General features: G+C 42.5%; 10 protein-coding genes. 8 read left to right on the top strand and 2 right to left on the bottom strand.

What is annotated here, in order from left to right; genetic code table 11:
• Positions 1-57: 57 nt before the first annotated feature.
• The 8 genes from DXB63_RS12105 (at position 58) to DXB63_RS12070 (ending at position 16085) form a co-directional block, all read left to right on the top strand.
• Positions 58-2142: an ATP-binding protein gene (locus tag DXB63_RS12105; protein ID WP_122126680.1), complete on the top strand. Its 2085-nt coding sequence runs from the start codon at positions 58-60 to the stop codon at positions 2140-2142.
• Positions 2143-2216: 74 nt separating this feature from the next.
• Entirely contained in the window at positions 2217-3128 is a 912-nt protein-coding gene (locus DXB63_RS12100) for a YafY family protein (protein WP_199604193.1), read from the top strand.
• Positions 3129-3207: 79 nt separating this feature from the next.
• On the top strand, positions 3208-4980 hold the full coding sequence (locus tag DXB63_RS12095) for a DUF262 domain-containing protein (RefSeq protein WP_122126678.1): 1773 nt from the start codon (positions 3208-3210) through the stop codon (positions 4978-4980).
• 12 nt (positions 4981-4992) lie between these two features.
• Complete coding sequence (locus DXB63_RS12090) at positions 4993-7260, top strand: DUF262 domain-containing protein (protein ID WP_122126677.1); 2268 nt, start codon at positions 4993-4995, stop codon at positions 7258-7260.
• A 130-nt stretch (positions 7261-7390) separates the two neighbouring features.
• On the top strand, positions 7391-8593 hold the full coding sequence (locus DXB63_RS12085) for an exonuclease SbcCD subunit D C-terminal domain-containing protein (RefSeq protein ID WP_122126676.1): 1203 nt from the start codon (positions 7391-7393) through the stop codon (positions 8591-8593).
• Positions 8590-11673 (top strand): AAA family ATPase, encoded by a 3084-nt coding sequence (locus DXB63_RS12080; protein WP_122126675.1) that lies wholly within the window; start codon positions 8590-8592, stop codon positions 11671-11673. Before DXB63_RS12085 ends, DXB63_RS12080 begins: the two co-directional genes overlap by 4 nt.
• Before the next feature lie 153 nt (positions 11674-11826).
• A complete protein-coding gene (locus tag DXB63_RS12075) occupies positions 11827-13488 on the top strand; it encodes a glycogen/starch synthase (protein WP_122126674.1) in 1662 nt (553 codons plus the stop codon).
• 32 nt (positions 13489-13520) lie between these two features.
• Positions 13521-16085: a glycosyltransferase family 1 protein gene (locus tag DXB63_RS12070; RefSeq protein ID WP_122126673.1), complete on the top strand. Its 2565-nt coding sequence runs from the start codon at positions 13521-13523 to the stop codon at positions 16083-16085.
• 409 nt (positions 16086-16494) lie between these two features.
• Here the strand turns inward: DXB63_RS12070 and DXB63_RS12065 are convergent, their stop codons facing one another.
• Both DXB63_RS12065 and DXB63_RS12060 read right to left on the bottom strand, forming a co-directional pair.
• Positions 16495-17508, bottom strand: coding sequence for a lysylphosphatidylglycerol synthase transmembrane domain-containing protein (locus tag DXB63_RS12065; protein WP_122126672.1), 1014 nt, complete (start codon positions 17506-17508; stop codon positions 16495-16497).
• Positions 17509-17514: 6 nt separating this feature from the next.
• Positions 17515-18663 carry a glycosyltransferase gene (locus DXB63_RS12060; RefSeq protein WP_122126671.1) on the bottom strand — a complete coding sequence of 383 codons (1149 nt, stop codon included), beginning with the start codon at positions 18661-18663 and terminating at the stop codon, positions 17515-17517.
• Between the last annotated feature and the right edge of the window lie 23 nt (positions 18664-18686).

The following is an 18686-nucleotide window of genomic DNA, read 5'->3' as shown; positions in this document are numbered from 1 at the left end:
CTATGCCTTTATTTGGCATTGACGGATCGTAATTTTGTGGCATAAATTTTAAGATATATGGAAAATGTGTCATTAATGCAGAATATACGAATTGCTGCTTCTAAATTGAAAGACTGTAAATTGAAGCGTCTCAATTTGATCACACCTACGCTGGAAGCGATTAAAAGAGAGCTATTTCTCTCCTCAAAAGAGGAAACTATGATTTTGGTTGCTATTCTTGATCGACAATGCTCGTGCCAAAATACTGACTTGGGCGACCTTTCCAATTACTTTGGGTGTTCGGCATTGGATGTTATGGAGTTTGTTCCGGCGATTAACTCCCTATTATCCAAAGGCTACATCATGGCGGAGAACCGAAGTGAATGGCTGATATCGAAAAAACAATTTATGCTTTGTGCTGACATATTCTATGCCATCATAGAAGGTCGTGAAATTAATCTTATTTCACCGGATAATGCAAATGCATTTGATCAATTCGACTTTTGTGAGGCGGTACACCATCTTATAGAGGAACGCGACAATGGTCGCATTACAACGGAAAAAGTATTCGTTCAGACAGAACAAATGGAAAATGAACATTCGAATATACCATTAGTGAAAGAGTTAAGAGAATTGGTAAAGGAAATAGCAGATCGCACTCTCTTTTATGAATTATGCAAAGACTTTGTAGATGATTGTGATGGAGGTCGTTCAGATCTTAATCGTACTCTTCAAGATGTTTATGACCGCATTATAGACCGTACCGGCATCAAGAAACAGATAATAGAGAATACACATCCGCTGATAACCGCCGGCTTAGTGGAGTTTTGGGATAACTATAACTCGGACCTGTATCTTACCGATAAAGGAATTAGTCTGCTTTTCGGTGAAGCTTCTTCTGTCTTTGTTAAATCAAACACCAATCTTGATCGTTATACTTTCGTTGAAAAAATACGTGAAGAACTGAATGACCTTTTCCAATATCATCATAATTCGAAATCAAGGAGAATATACCGCAGTGTCGAAAAATTGGAAAATGCCAATCAGCATTTAAGTATGATTAACCGTTTATGTTTTATGCTGCCTGATGTACAAAACCGTCTCATCTTTTATTTGATATGCTATGAGATGGTGGATTCGAATTCGTACAGAATAAGCCAACTCGGTGAAATATTTACGAAATCGGAAGAGGTGAAAGTTAGGTGCACTTTTAAGGACGGACAGTATCCTCTGCAAAAATATGGTTTAGTGGAATTGACAGGTGGCGGTATCTTTGACGGAGCGATTCTTGAATTGACAGACAAAGGCAAGGAAATTTTTCTTGAGGAGGATATAGTTCTGTTTGAAGATAAGATTTCAGACAAGAATTTACTTTCACCTGATAAAATCACAGCCAAGAAGTTGTTTTTTGAACCTAAACTGGAACGTCAACTGTTGATGTTACGAAATAGCTTGGATGATCGTAATTATTCGAGTATGTGTGCACGGTTGAAAGAAAAGCATCTGAGTACAGGGGTTGCTATTTTGCTCTATGGTCTGCCGGGCACAGGTAAGACGGAAAGTGTTATGCAGATAGCTCGTACTACCGGTCGTGCTGTCATGCACGTTGACATCTCGGCTACTAAAACCTGTTGGTTTGGCGAAAGTGAGAAACTTATAAAAGACGTGTTCACAAAATATCACCGTTTGTGTGAGAAAAGCAAAGTAAAACCTATCCTGCTGTTTAATGAGGCTGACGCAGTATTTTCCAAGCGTAAAGACTCCAATAGCAGCAGTGTGGCTCAGACTGAAAATGCCATACAGAATATTATTCTTGAAGAAATGGAAAATCTTGATGGCATTCTTGTGGCCACTACCAACCTTGCAGACAATCTTGATAAGGCATTCGAACGCCGATTCCTTTTCAAGATACATTTTGACAAACCTACTATAGAAGCAAAGGTCAACATCTGGCGTGACAAATTGCCGATTCTGGCAGAAACCGAAGCCTCTCGGCTTGCCTCTCGTTTTGATTTCAGTGGTGGTGAAATAGATAATGTTGTCCGCAAAGCCATGATGGAGGAAATCATCGGTAATACAGTACCCACGGTTGAAACTCTTATCACCATCTGTAATGAGGAAAGGATGGGTAAAAGTGTAACGAAAATAGGCTTTAGTCACTAAAAAACAGAACCTGTGTCATATTCTTTTATAGAGAATAATTATCTTTATACACAGAAATAAAATATTTCATAATTATGGCGGTAAATTCTAATCTGTTTGGTCGATATGTGTGGTTGATAGATACCATTCGAAGTCGTGGACGCATCACTTACGCTGAAATCAACGAACTTTGGAAACGGAGTAATCTTGGTTATGGTGATGACTTACCATGGCGCACATTCATGAACCACAAAAAAGCCATTGCTGATATCTTCAATGTATCCATTGAATGTGATGCCAAAGATGGCTACAAATATTATATTGATGCTCCGGAATCATTGGAGGGAGATCGTCTGCGCTCATGGCTTATAGATTCGTACGCCACGCTCAACCAACTTCAGGCCGACAAAAGTTTGGAAGGGCGCATTCAGTTTGAAGATATTCCTTCCGGCAGTCGGTTTCTAACACGCATTCTCGAAGCAATGCGCTACGACAGTGTGTTGGAAATTACCCATCAAGGTTTCGAACATGGTTACCCCAGCACTTTTAGGGTGGAGCCATATTCTGTCAAGGTTTACAATCGCAGATGGTATCTCGTTGGACGTACTACATACTATGACCAAATACGCATATATGCCTTAGACCGTATTCTGGATATTGAAGTGTTGGATGAAAAATTTAAGATGCCGAAGGATTTCAACATGAATGAATTCTTCGAGGGATGTGTTGGTATCATAGCGGACAAGGAGATTCCCATCCAAAGGGTAGTGATCAAGGCTTATGCCTATTCACGTAAATATCTTTCCACATTACCTATTCACAAATCGCAAAGAGAAATTGACAGCGATGATGACTCAACGACGTATGAGTATCATGTTCGTCCCAACTATGAATTTTTTCAGGCTTTGTTGCTTCAGGCAGACCAAATAGAGGTGCTCGAACCGAAATCCGTACAAGATGAGATATGTTGTTTCACAGAAAATATACTGGCATATTATAAAAAGTAAATTATTATGGATAATAGTGCAACGGAAGATGTATGGCAGGGATGGATGAATTATTATTACGGAAAATTATAAGAATATTATGAATGATGAAAAAACTATTGCTGATTTATTTGACCATAAACCCTTTATGGTTCCTAAATACCAGAGGGGATATCGTTGGCAGAAAGTTAATGTGATTGACTTATTGAGTGATTTACTGGAGTTTCTTGGAAATGACAGACAATCTTATTCATTGCAACCATTAGTCGTAAAAGAGAATGGTGTATACTGGAATGTGGTCGATGGGCAGCAACGTCTTACGACTATTGCCATTTTGCTAAACTATTTGCAGCCCCAAGGGAAACATTATCAAATAAAATATGAGTCGCGGCCAAAACAGCAATTAATCCTGACCGACGATGATTCAAATATTGATCAATACCATGTAAATCAAACGTATCAGTCTATTGAAAAGTGGTTTGAAAATCATTCTGATGTTAAGGATAAATTTCTAAAAATGCTTTATGATAAACTTCCCGGTAAGCATATAAAGTTCATTTGGTTCGAGACACCGGATGATGAAGTGCGTACATTTATTCGTTTGAATAAAGACAAAATATCATTGACAAATGCCGAACTCATAAAAGCCCTGCTTTTGCGAAAAGGTAATTTTGATATGGAGAGTACTTTGATGCAGAAAAATGTAGCTGTTGAATGGAATTCTATCGAAAGTACATTCCAAGATGATGCATTTTGGTATTTCCTACGTCCGGAAGATGATAACAGACCTACCCGTGTTGATTTTATCTTTGAGATAATCAAAGATATGCAACTTTTAGATTTTACTCCTAATGAAGATGTAATTGGTAATGATCAATATTCTACCTTCCGCTATTTCCATGAGTATTTCAAAGATAGAAAGCAAGATGCATTCACTTTGATATGGAGAAAGGTCGAGATGATTTATAATATTTTTTGCCATTGGTTTAACGAAATAGAATTATATCATTATATCGGATATCTCGTTTTTTATGAGAATAAGGGTAAGGATGTGATACATGAACTTTTGCAGTTCTGGATGGAACCTGCAAAGACAATCGACAGTTTTAAAGATGAGATAAAAAAGCGTATCAAAGACGTTGTGACTAAATGTTCTGATCTAAACGAGACTTATGAACTGAAGGGCTGTCCACAAAAAGTAGGGTGCAAACCTGTTCTCGTTTTGTTTAATATTGAAACAATACTGGTGCGCAATCGCAACATGGAGAAAATATCGAATACTCAGATTGTACATAAATTTCCGTTCCATTTACTTAAGAAAGAAAAATGGGATGTAGAGCATATATCCTCTAATACTGATAATCCTTTGGATAACATCAAGTCACAAAAAGAGTGGTTGAAGACTTTTTTGCTTGATTCTCAAATAGGTGAAGATTTCAAAAGTAGGATTAAATTATTTATTGAGGGAAATGATTCGAATAACTTTGAAACGCTACGGAAGGATTTGAATGCTGCTCAGGCAAAAGAAATAGATAAGACAGAACGCCTGGAAGATGACGAAGATAAAAATCAAATATGGAATTTTTGTCTTTTGGATCAAAGCACTAATCGCAGTTATGGTAATTCGATATTTCCTGTAAAACGCCGTGTTATTATAGGTAAAGAATCAGGGAAGAAATTTATTCTCAATGATGACTTAACAGAGAAAGTAGAAGACACAACGATAGCATACGTTCCTGTTTGTACAATCAATGCTTTCCTTAAGGCATATACTACCCGGTCGACTTCTCCGCGAGAATGGACAAAAGAAGACGCTAAGGCGTATAAAAAGGCAATATACGACTGCCTGAAAGATTTTGGTATAACTTGTTAAATACGAATTGAAATGGAACAACCGATAACATTTTGGTCATTAATCACAAGCGGTAAAAAAATAGTAATCCCCACCATTCAACGCGACTATGCGCAGGGCCGTATAGGGAAAGAATATCTACGTTGTAATTTTCTCGAAACTATCAAGTCGGCATTGTTGGATGTAAATAAACCACTGACAATGGACTTTGTATACGGAGCAGATGAAGAAACACGTTTCGTTCCGTTAGATGGACAGCAACGGTTAACAACATTATGGTTGCTCCATTGGTATGTGGCATACAAATCGGAGATATTGGAAGAAGTCAGAGAGAAACTTATAAACTTTGCCTACGAAACCCGTATATCATCTACACAGTTTTGTGAAGCATTATGTTCTTTAATGCCTCAGCCGATAGAGATAAATAATAATAAGAATGATGCTATCATACCTTTAAAAAATTGGATTATGCAGCAAACGTGGTTCTATCATCATTATAAGCAAGATCCTACAATAATGGCTATGATAAACATGATATGCGGAACACGTACATCCGATAAAGAAGGACAGTACATACCCGATGGTTTGGATGAAGTATTTACCGATTGTGATTTCAATGAGATGTGGCAGACACTGACCACTACCAACCAATTGTCTTTCTATAAACTCAAGGTAAGTACGAATGATAGTGATGAATTATATGTCAAAATGAATGCTCGCGGTAGGCAGCTATCTGATTTTGAAAATTTCAAGGCAGAACTGACAGAGCATGTGAAGTTGGTGTGTGACGAAAAGTATGCCATACGATTTGCAGGAAAAATGGATGTGGAATGGACAGATATCTTTTGGCCTTACAAATCAATGAATCAAGAGGATGTTGCGATAGATGATATATACTTCACCTTTATCCGGCGTTTTACATCTAATGAGTGTTATTTGCGTTACAATGAAGACGAAGCAAAAGAAAAGGTTCAGCAAATATTGGAAGAATATCATTCTTTTGACATATATGACACTATTTTTACGAAATCAACGATTGGAAAATTAGAGATTATTCTTGACCGTCTCTGTAGTGCAGGTATTATTGATACTTCATGTTCCTGGGAAATGTTTCAATTTGTTCCTACCTATGACGAAGATCACAACGTTACTGAGATTACAGAGAAACAACACCTGGTTTTCTTTGCTTTTTGTTGTTATTTTGAAGCAGATGGATATGATAAAAAAACTTTTGAAGAATGGAAGCGTGTCGTTTGGAATTTATGTGAGAATTATATTGGTTTTGTTCCAACCCTTAAATTGATTAATACACTCGGTGAACACTCCCATGATATCTTAAATTATTTAAGTAGAGATACTTATGAATGGCCCAATAATAAGGAACAGATGTATGAAGAGCAGCAGAAGGCCAGGAATCTCAACAATCATCCGGAAATTATAGATGCAGAGAGATATGCATTCTTTAAAGGTGCTATACGCTTTTTGTTTACAGATGCTGAAGGTAAGGAGGACTGGAGCGATTTCAATACAAAATGGCAGCACACGCAAGTCTATTTCAATAATAATGGGGTGACAGAGGATTATTTAAAAGAATCGTTTCTCCTTCGTCGATATATTGTACTGTTTAAAGATAATTGGTATACGATATACGACAATAATTCGAGCTCATGGCGTGAAAGACTTTTGAAGAAGGAATTCTATTGGCAAAACCATCACTTATTGCTTTTTAACGATGTTCTAAGTTATGACTATTCAAATTTTATTTCTAATGACCAAGACGTAAAGAAGAAATATGCCAAAGAATTTTTAGTCAGACACGATATTTTTACCAATGCTGTGTCTGGCTGTAGTATGTTTTTTGATAGTAAGTATTGTCATGGTAGCGCGATGTTACATCCATCCGGAGCACGGGCTTTTTGGAAATATTACATTTTGAATCCCAGAACCGATTTCCTTTTCTCAGATAAGATAAATATTTCGTTCCAAAATCCTGATCTAGAGAATTGTCGCGGGATTAAATTACTCTTTGGAATGGATATTAATTTTGCCTATGATGGCTATGATTTCCAAAGATATTATTTTCAATGGTATTCTACGCCAAATGAAAAAGAAGCAGATGTTTATCTGATGAAACCTGCATGGGAAGACTATCACCATAGGCAAGAGTTTTCTAATGAGGTATTACACGACCAACAACGTTACTATTGTTTTGAAATTAATGCTTTCCAAGCCAATATAGAACAATTTCAACAGAAGTTGGAGGATTTAATTAGAGATTATCAAAAGGACCTTAGCATTTAAAGAAGTAAAGCACAATGATAAAAGTTAAATAATTATTTAAATAGTTTGCTTATGATCTCCTTTTTCTGTTTTGTTACAGTCTTATTTTTATTATGTATCTTTGCTCACCATAATCAATCCGAAAGCATACATGAAACTCCTTCATACAGCCGACTGGCATTTAGGGCAGACCTTTTTTGAATATGACCGCAGGGACGAGCATATCCGTTTCCTGAACTGGTTGAGAGAGCAACTTAGGGAGCTGGATATTGACGTCTTGCTGATAGCGGGAGACATATTCGACAGCCCGAACCCTTCGGCGGAATCCCAACGGTTATATTATACTTTTCTGCGTGAGGTGACGCAGGAGAACCCTTCCTTACAGATTATCATCATTGCCGGAAACCATGATTCGGCGGCACGGCTGGAAGCTCCCAATCCGTTGCTGGAGGGCATGAATGTAAGCGTGCGCGGTGTGGTGAGGAGAGATAGCGAGGGGAATATCGATTGGCAACACCTGATTATTCCCGTTCGGATAAACAATGAAACAGAAGCCTATTGTCTGGCTGTGCCCTATTTGCGGCAGGGGGATTATCCGGCTTCGGAAACGTATGCGCAGGGAGTACAGGCTATGTATCATGCTTTATATGATGCTGTGAAAGGGCTGGGCAAACCGGTCTTTGCAATGGGGCATCTGCAAGCTACCGGCTCGGAAATATCAGAGAATGACCGTTCGGAACGTACCGTTATCGGCGGACTGGAATCTGTTTCGCCTGATGCCTTCGACCGGAATATTGTTTATACTGCTTTGGGGCATTTGCATCGGGCGCAACGGGTGTCCGGCAGAGAGAATGTGCGCTATGCGGGGTCGCCCATTCCCATGTCTTTTGCGGAGAAGAATTACCGTCACGGGGTGGTCGTCGTGGATTGTAAAGATGGCGATGTGCAGATTGAAAGACGGGAGTTTGAACCTCCGGTGCAGCTGATGAGCATTCCGTCACAGGCAAAGCCTTTGGAAGAGGTATTGGAAGAAATAGCCTTGCTACCGGATGGAGAGGCAAACGGCGAGTCGCCTTATCTGGAGATAAAAGTATGGATGAGCGAACCCGAACCTACCTATAAATATAAGATAGAGGAAGCCTTGAAAGGCAAAGCGGTGCGCCTTGCCCGTATAGCTGCCGTGTTGCCTTTGCGAATGGACGGTGGGTTGAAGACACTGACGTATGAAGAGCTGCAAACGATTCATCCGATGGACATTGCGATGGATGTGTATAAACGGAAATATGGGGGAGAGGATATGCCCGAATCCATGAAGAAGTTGTTGAAAACGGTGATAGAGGAGGTAAGGGAATGAAAATAGTAGCTATCAGAGGAAAGAATCTTGCTTCTTTGGAAGGAGAGTTTGAAATAGATTTCACACGGGAACCGTTGAAGTCATCCGGTATCTTTGCCATTACGGGACATACGGGGTCGGGCAAATCCACTTTGCTGGATGCTCTTTGCCTGGCACTGTTTGACTGTACGCCGCGTATGAACAAAGCGAAAGAAAGCAATGTGAATGTGCCGGATGTACAGGATAGGAGCATATCGCAAAATGATAGCCGTTCGGTGTTGCGCAGAGGCACGGCGGACGGATATGCCGAGGTGGATTTTATCGCGTTGACGGGAGAGACGTTTCGTTCCAAATGGATAGTGAGACGCTCCAGAGGTAAGGTGGAAGGTTCGCTTCAAAAAGTGGAAATGATGCTGCATAATCTGTCGAGGGGCACAGAGGAACAGGGCACAAAGACCGAGTTGCTGGGTAGGATATCCGAGTTGATAGGATTGTCATTCGAACAATTCAACCGTTCGGTATTGTTGGCGCAAGGTGATTTCGCCACTTTCCTGAAAGCACGGCAGACCGAGAAAGCCGAGATTCTGGAGAAGCTCACGGGTACGGAGGTATATTCCCGTATATCCGCTTCCATCTATGAAAAGACAAAGCAGGCGCAAGCCGAATATGCCCGCCTGCAAGAACGGATAAAGGATATAGAGCTGCTTTCCGATGAACAGCAGGCGGAACTGAACGGAGAGATGCAACGGATTGCCCTGAATCTGTCCGCATTGAAAAAGGAAGAGGAGCAGCTTTCCGTCCGGCTCAAATGGATAGCGGATAATGATACGCTGGAACAGAGCAAGGTGCAGGCGGAGAAAGACTTGCAGGCGGTGCAGGAAGAGATGGAACAGTTGAAGCCCCGCTACGAGGAGCTGAAACGCATAGAATATACACAGGAGGTTCGGGACACTTTTACCGAATTGCGTAATACGCAGAAGCAGTTGGGCGATACGGAAAGCAGTCTGTCGGAGTTGAAGAAAGTCTTGTCGGAAAGCGTCGGACAGTTGTCGGCAGCCCGTGCACGGGAAGAAGCGGCGGTGAAGGAGCAGGCGGATTTTCAGACTTATTATGGACGACTGGAACCGCAAATCAATAAGGCAAAAGAGCTGGACGTGCAACTGGCGGAGCGGAGAAAGCAGTTTGACGGCGAGAAAAAAGAATATGATTCATTCGGCGGGCGCAGGGTTCAGGTGGAGCAAGCCATTAAAGACGGTGCGTTGCAGCTTGATAATTATAAGAAAGAGGAAGAGGGAATAACGGTGTGGTTCGCAGAACGCGATAAGTATGCCGTACTGATTCCCAATGTATCGCTCATCGTCAATCTCTTGTCGGATTGGGAAACATCGGTAAAGCAAAAGGAGTCCAACAAGCAGCTGTCGGAACGTAACAAAGCGGCTTTGGAGACGGAAGAAAAGCGTCTGAAAGAGTTGAAAGCAGAAGCCGAACGGTTGAATAAATTGCTGCCTGCGGAAATTGTGGAACTTCGCAAGGAACTGAAGGAGGGCATGCCGTGTCCGGTATGCGGGAGTGTACATCATCCGTTGCAATATGCGGATAAAGTGCAGTCTCTGCAAGAAAAGGAACTGAACCAAGCAAAAGAAGAGGTGGCGGGAGCAATCGGCCGTCAGGAAATCGGTATAGAGAAACGAAAGACAGACATCACCCGTCTGTCTGCCGTGGTAGAGAACTATGAGCGGCATATATCGGAAACACTGGATAGTATAAGCACGTATGTTTCGATATTACCCGGTTGGGAGGCATCGTTGGAACAAGGCAAACTGAAACAACAGATATTGAACTTCGGCGACCAATGGAAAAAACAAATGGAGAAGCAGACGGATATAAAGGAACGGCTATCACGGATGCAGACCCGTCAGGAGAGTCTGAAGGTGGAACGCAAAGGGCTTGAAGAATCGGAAGGAAGCGTGAAAAAGAAGATGGAGGCTTTGCAGGCGGAACTTGCCGGGCTTACGAAAGAGCGTGCGTCACTGTTGGACGGAAAACCGACGGCGGATGTTGTAAATACTTGCCATCAAAAGCAGAAGGAAATAGAGAAAGAACTCGCCGAGGCAAGAGAGGCGCATCATAAACTATCGGTGGATCTGGAATCGTATAAAGGCAGGATAAGCCAGATAGAGAAAGAGAAGTCGCGGCTTACCCTTGTTGAGCAGGAAAAGACGCAAGAACTAGATGTTTGGTTGGGACGGCAGGAACTTATCGGGACGAAAGACGAGCTGATACGGCTGTTGTTCAAAGATGCTGCATGGATTGCCGGTGAGAAGAAGATATTGGATGAGGTGAAAGAACGCCAAACATCCCTCCGGGCGGTATTGGCGGAGCGGCGGCAGAAACTAATGGAACATCGGCAGTCGGAGCGGAAGCCGGAAGAAGGTGAACGGAAAGAAGAGTTGGAAGCACGCCTGACTGCCTGTCAGACGGATAAGGAACAGCAATTGGCCCGCCATACGCAGATAGAGATGATGCTGGATAATCACCGGAAAGGTAAGCAACGCATCAAAGATTTCGAGAAAGAGCTCGAAGAGAAAACCTCGGTTTATGAGCACTGGGCTAAACTGAATGAGCTGTTTGGCTCGCAAACCGGGAACAAGTTTAAGGAAATAGCGCAGGGATATACGTTGGATGTGCTGTTGGTGTACGCCAATAAGCACCTGAAAGTGCTGTCCAAACGCTATGAACTGCAACGGATACCCGACACGCTTGCTTTGCAGATAGCGGATATGGATATGATGGGCGAGGTGCGGAGCGTGCATTCCCTGTCGGGCGGAGAATCTTTCCTTATCTCACTGGCATTGGCGTTGGGATTGTCCTCCTTGTCTTCCAACAGGATGAATGTGGAATCGCTGTTTATCGACGAAGGATTCGGCTCTCTGGATATGGACACGTTGCGCATTGCAATGGACGCTTTGGAGCGCCTACAGACACAAGGACGGAAGATTGGTGTAATCTCCCACGTGGCGGAAATGATCGAACGGATTACGACACAGATTCAAGTGGTCAGGATTTCCGGCGGTAAAAGTCGCATCAATATTGTCGGCTAGGCGAAAGTCCTTGCTATTCGGACTTTCGGCAGACTTCTTATTGTAACATGAAAACATTAACTTTCATTTATTATGCAGAATTTCTGTTGCTTGCTTAGTTATTTCATTAAAAATGTGTACTTTTGCACTCTCAAATAGTATAGTAATATATAGATGGTAAAAGATTTGATGATCCCCGATTACATTTTTGAAGCGAGTTGGGAAGTATGTAATAAGGTGGGAGGTATATATACGGTATTATCTACGAGGGCCAAGACCTTGCAAGATAAGTTCCACGACAAAGTGATATTTATTGGTCCGGATTTTTGGCGGGATAAGGAAAACCCGCTCTTCATAGAGTCCGATAATTTGTGCCGGGCATGGAAAGAACACGCGAAAGCAGCGGATAAACTGAATGTCCGTGTAGGGCGTTGGAACATTCCCGGAGAACCGATTGTTATTCTAGTTGATTTCAAACCTTTTTTTGAATATAAGAACGAGATTTATACGGAAGCGTGGAACCGCTATCAGGTGGATTCATTGCACGCATACGGTGATTATGATGAAGCCAGTATGTTTTCTTTGGCTGCCGCAAAGGTAGTGGAAAGCTTCTACCGTTATAATCTGACGGAAACGGATAAGGTCGTTTATCAGGCTCATGAGTGGATGACGGGACTTGGCGCACTGTTTTTACAGACGTATGTACCGGAGATTGCCACGATTTTCACGACACATGCCACGTCCATCGGGCGTTCCATTGCCGGAAACAATAAGCCTTTGTATGATTATCTTTTCGCTTATGATGGCGACCAGATGGCACGTGAGCTGAATATGGAGTCCAAACATTCCATTGAAAAGCAAACGGCGCATTATGTGGATTGCTTTACCACCGTAAGCGAGATTACGAATAATGAGTGTAAGGAGTTGTTGGACAAGCCGGCGGATGTAATCCTGATGAACGGTTTCGAAGATAATTTCGTGCCGAAAGGAGCTACTTTTACGAACAAGTGTAAGCGGGCACGTTCGGCAATGCTTAATGTAGCCAACAAACTGTTGGGAACGGATTGGGGAGATGATACGCTAATAATAGGTACGAGCGGGCGTTATGAGTTCAAGAATAAAGGGATTGATGTCTTTTTGGAATCCTTGAACCGTTTGAGCCGTGACAAAAACCTGAAAAAGAACGTACTTGCCTTTATCAACGTCCCGGGTTGGGTGGGAGAGCCCCGTGCCGACTTGCAGGAGCGTTTAAAGAGCAAGAATCAGTTTGATACCCCGTTGGAAGTTCCTTATATCACACATTGGTTGCACAACATGAGCCATGATCAGGTGCTCGACACCATGAAATATCTGGATATGGCCAATCGTCCGCAAGATAAGGTAAAGGTGATTTTTGTACCTTGCTATCTTGATGGAAAAGACGGTATCTTCAATAAGGAGTATTACGATGTGATACTGGGACAGGATTTGAGCGTTTACGCTTCTTATTATGAGCCTTGGGGATATACTCCGCTGGAAAGTGTCGCTTTCCGCGTACCTACGATAACTACCGATCTTGCGGGATTCGGGTTATGGGTGAAGTCGTTGAAGAATCAGAATGGTCTGGATGACGGGGTAGAAGTGATACACCGTTCGGACTACAATTATTCGGAAGTGGCGGACGAGATAAAAGATACGGTTTCAGCTTACTCCGGTAAGACTGCGAAAGAGATAGAGACTATCCGCAAACGTGCCGCTGCCGTTGCAGAACAGGCTTTGTGGAAACATTTTATACAATATTATTATGAGGCTTATGACATTGCCTTGCGCAATGCGATGAAGCGTCAGATCAATTAAGAATTTATATCAATAAATAATTTAGATACATTATGAAAGTCAAGGTTAGTAATGTGAATACTCCGAATTGGAAAGATGTGACGGTTAAATCATGTATTCCTGAAGAGTTAGAGAAATTATCGGAGATAGCACGCAACATCTGGTGGGCTTGGAATTATGAAGCTACAGAGTTATTCAGAGATTTGGACCCCGCTTTATGGAAAGAAGTCGGTCAGAATCCGGTATTGCTGCTTGAACGCATGAGTTATGAGAAACTGGAGGCTTTGTCGAAAGATAAAGTTATTCTGAATCGTATGAATGATGTCTATGCTAAGTTTAGAGATTATATGGACGTGAAGCCCGACAGCACTCGTCCGTCTGTAGCTTACTTTAGCATGGAGTATGGTTTGAATCAGGTACTTAAAATATATTCCGGAGGTCTTGGCGTATTGGCAGGCGACTATTTGAAAGAAGCGTCCGACAGTAACGTAGACCTGTGTGCCGTAGGTTTCCTTTACCGTTACGGTTATTTCACCCAGACATTGTCTATGGACGGTCAGCAGATTGCCAATTATGAAGCTCAGAACTTTGGTCAGCTTCCTATCGACAAGGTGTTGGATGCGGAAGGCAAACAAGTGGTGATAGATGTTCCTTACCTTGATTATTATGTACACGCTTATTTGTGGAGAGTCAATGTAGGACGCATCTCTTTGTATCTGTTGGATACGGACAATGATATGAACAGTGAATTTGACCGTTCTATCACGCATCAGCTTTACGGAGGCGACTGGGAAAACCGTTTGAAACAGGAGATTCTTTTAGGTATCGGCGGTATGCTGACACTGAATAAACTCGGTATCAAGAAAGACGTTTACCACTGTAACGAAGGTCATGCGGCCTTAATCAATGTACAACGTATCTGTGACTATGTGGCCGAAGGTCTTACATTCGATCAGGCTATCGAGCTGGTACGTGCATCTTCACTTTATACCGTTCATACTCCGGTTCCTGCGGGACACGACTATTTCGACGAAGGTCTGTTCGGTAAGTATATGGGTGGTTATCCGGCAAGAATGGGTATCACTTGGGATGATTTGATGGATCTCGGACGTAACAATCCGGGTGATAAGGGCGAACGTTTCTGTATGTCCGTATTCGCTTGCAACACTTCTCAGGAAGTGAACGGTGTGAGCTGGCTGCACGGAAAGGTTTCTCAGGAGATGTTCTCTTCTATCTGGAAAGGATATTTCCCGGAAGAAAGCCATGTAGGTTATGTAACCAACGGGGTACACTTCCCGACTTGGAGCTCTACGGAATGGAAACAGCTATACGCTAAATATTTCAATGAAAACTTCTTGTATGACCAGTCTAACGAGAAGATTTGGGAAGCTATCTATAATGTGCCCGATGAAGAAATCTGGAAGACACGTGTTGCCATGAAGAATAAGCTCGTAGACTATATCCGTAAGCAATTCAGCGAAACATGGTTGAAGAACCAGGGAGATCCTTCACGCATCGTATCATTGGTTGAAAAGATTAATCCTAACGCATTGTTGATTGGTTTCGGACGTCGTTTCGCTACTTACAAACGTGCGCATCTGTTGTTTACGGATTTAGACCGTTTGTCCAAGATTGTAAACAACCCGAACTATCCGGTACAATTCCTGTTTACAGGTAAGGCGCATCCGCATGACGGAGCAGGTCAGGGACTGATCAAACGTATTGTTGAAATCTCCCGTCGTCCGGAATTCCTCGGCAAGATTATCTTCCTCGAAAACTATGATATGCAACTGGCACGTCGCTTGGTAAGTGGTGTGGATATCTGGTTGAACACTCCGACACGTCCGCTTGAAGCATCCGGAACATCCGGTGAAAAAGCGTTGATGAACGGTGTCTTGAACTTCTCCGTACTCGACGGATGGTGGCTTGAAGGTTATCGCGAAGGCGCCGGATGGGCATTAACTGAGAAACGTACGTACCAGAATCAGGAACATCAAGACCAGCTGGATGCAGCTACTATCTATACGATTCTTGAGAATGAGATACTTCCGTTGTATTATGCACGTAACAAGAAAGGCTACTCCGAAGGATGGATCAAGTGCGTAAAGAACTCAATCGCTCAGATCGCTCCTCATTATACAATGAAGCGTCAATTGGATGATTATTACAGGAAGTTCTATACGAAAGAAGCGAAACGTTTCCGTATGCTGGCTGCTGATAATTATGCGAAAGCAAAAGAGATAGCCGCATGGAAAGAAGAAGTGGTGGAGAAGTGGGATTCTATCGAAATCGTTTCTTGTGAAAAGACGGAAGAACTCGTTAAAGGCAGCATCGAAAGCGGTAAAGAATATACCATCACTTATGTTATCGACGAAAAGGGCTTGAATGATGCGGTAGGTTTGGAATTGGTTACCATCTATACCAATGCCGAAGGTAAACAACACGTTTACTCCGTAGAGCCGTTTGACTTGGTTAAGAAAGACGGTAATCTGTACACCTTCCAAGTGAAACACAGTATGCAGAATGCCGGTAGTTTTAAAGTAGCATTCCGTATGTTCCCTAAGAACCCGGATCTTCCTCATCGTCAGGATTTCTGCTACGTTCGCTGGTTTAGTTGATCAGTTTAAATATAAGTATAATGAAGCTGCTTTCTTTTTGAGGAAGCAGCTTTTTTATTAAAACAACTATCTACTTGCATGTCAGTTTCTTATTAAAGAATATGCTTATAAATGCTGCAAGCATATCGGGATTGATTCATATAATAAAGGGATTGATTTGTATAATCCGGTGATTGCTTTTGTTGCCGTTTTTAATTTAAAGCCTTTCTTTTGCAGATGAATAGAAAAACTATTAGAGAATGAGTCATGGTTGTTGCAGGATATTAAAAAACATCCTTGTTTTAATAGCGTTGATAATAATTATATTCTTGGGGATGATAGTGTTCTCTCATAAGGGAATTAGTTAATGATAAGGTTTAATATATAGTCCGGCGGCTTATTTGGAGATAGTCGGTGTGCTGTAGGTTCTTTACCGGGTTCTTTTAATCCATTGAGGAAGGATGAATATTCCGGCTACGAGATAGGGGTAGTAAGTGATACATCTCCATACGAAAGCAACGATAAGCGCGATTCCCACGATAGAAAAGAAGTCTGCATAATATACGGTAAACATATATTCGCTGATGCCGCTGCCACCCGGTGTGGGGCTTATCATGAGGATAATCCAGAGTATCAGTTGCCGGGCAAAAGCAAGCAGGTGATTGTCGGACAGTGCAAAAGCGAGCAAAAGAGCGTTGACTACCAGATAACGCGAACACCATGAAAGAGTGGTTACTCCGAAGGCTTTTGCCCAAAAAGAGAAAGGACGGTCGCTCATTTCGTGCGAGCTTGTCACCAGATTATCCGTCAATGAAACGATATTGGGATACCATCGCCGTAGCAAACGCAGGCGGAAGAGTTTAAGAAACAGTGCCCTTACCAGTTCGGAATGCCTGAACAGTGCCAGATAGAGAATCAGTGTCCAAAGGGCGGTAAGTACATAAATGGCGACGAACAGTATCTTAGTGCCCGTGGTGATAATGGTCTTTGTCCCGAATAAATCGTCAAACGGAATCAACATGAGTATCAACGGACAGGCCACTACGAGAAATAGTTCATCCAAAAACAAGCATGAAAGGGTGATTGCCGTACTTTTTCCCGCATTGATACCCTCTTTGTTCAGAAAGAAAGGAATCAGACTGCCTCCACCCACAGCAGAGGGGGTGACTGCGGAGGTAAATTCGCAAAGGATGTTGATATGAAAAGCCTGTTTCCATGTGAGGAAATTGCCTGAGAACAGACGGAAGCGCCACATCAACCCGATGTCGCGTCCCATCATAAACAGGAATGCCAGCAGGATACCGAAGATGATTTTACCGGAAAAACGGACTTGTGAGAACAGGTCTGCATTGAATTCCCTCGAAAACATCCATGAGATAACTCCCAAGCCGATTAATGCGGGTATCCATACGTAGGCAATCTTGATTGTTGTTGACTTTTCCATCCGGCTCTAGCGGTTGTTCCTTCGTATCAAGTTGGAATAGCGGTCGTACACCTCGTCCGTTACGTCTTTCCAAGAACGGGCGATGGTGAGTGAAGCCTGTTTGCCTGTCCGGACAATTAACAGCGGTGCACCGTATAGCTCTCTTATTCGTCCGGCGTATGCCTGTATGGAGTTGTCTGTAAGAAACCCGTTCTTGTTTTCTATGATAATCTCGGAAGAGGTGGAGTTTCTTAATAATACGGACGGCGTTTCCAATGCAGCGGCTTCTCGCACCACCAATGGCGCATTGTCATACAATGAGGGAAACAGAAACAGATCCGCTGCCGTATAGTAGTTTTTTAGCCGGGTGCGGTTGGTCAGCGTACCTACGAAGGTCACTTTGGACTTTAACCCCAAAGTGGCTGCCAGCTGCTTCATCTCCTCGGAAGCGTATCCCGTGCCGATGAAATACATACGGAAAGGGATGTCGGTAAGGAGTGCCAATGCACGCAAAAGAAACTCAAGATTCTTTTCCCATATATGCTGACCTACGAATAGCAACACAAATTCGGGAGAGGCTATGTTCAGTATCCGCCGTGCCTTATTTTTCTGTTCGGGAGTAAGCTCCGCGCCCGAAAAGTCATTGCCATTGTCCACTACTTCCACTTTGCCCTTATAGCCGTATTCACGCAGCGTTTCTTCCACGGCCGCCTGCGGTATCCATACCTCATCCGCCTGCTCGTAGAACTTTACGATGTTCCGGATTAGATAATCGACAATCGTTTTGTTGGGAATCGCCCTTTCAAAGTCCGAACGGTACTTGGAATGGAAAGTTGCCACGCAGGGGATGTGTTGTTGTTTAGCGATTTTCATGGCAAGTGTACCCGATGAAAACGGGCAATGGGCGTGTACCAGCTCGAAAGATAGCTTGTTGATCCGCTCGTGGAAAGGCCAGTCTATTCTCGGAAATCCTAGTCGGTAAGGTTTACGCATCGGGATAGGGATGGAGGAATAGCGGTATATCGGAAATTCTTCATGGTCATCGGATGTCGGGAATTTAGGGGTGACTACACAAACATTCCCGGTTTTCTTATTTAACCAGTATGCGTAATTCTGTGTTGTAAGTGAAACTCCATCCATTATAGGAGGATAACAATCATTGAAAATGCCAATCATGATGTTTATATTTCTTTGCTTAA

The sequence above is a fragment of the Bacteroides sp. OM05-12 genome (assembly GCF_003438995.1).
In the GTDB taxonomy this organism is placed as follows: domain Bacteria; phylum Bacteroidota; class Bacteroidia; order Bacteroidales; family Bacteroidaceae; genus Bacteroides.
Note: the sequence above shows the minus strand (reverse complement) of the source record. Positions and strands in the feature narration are given on the sequence as shown.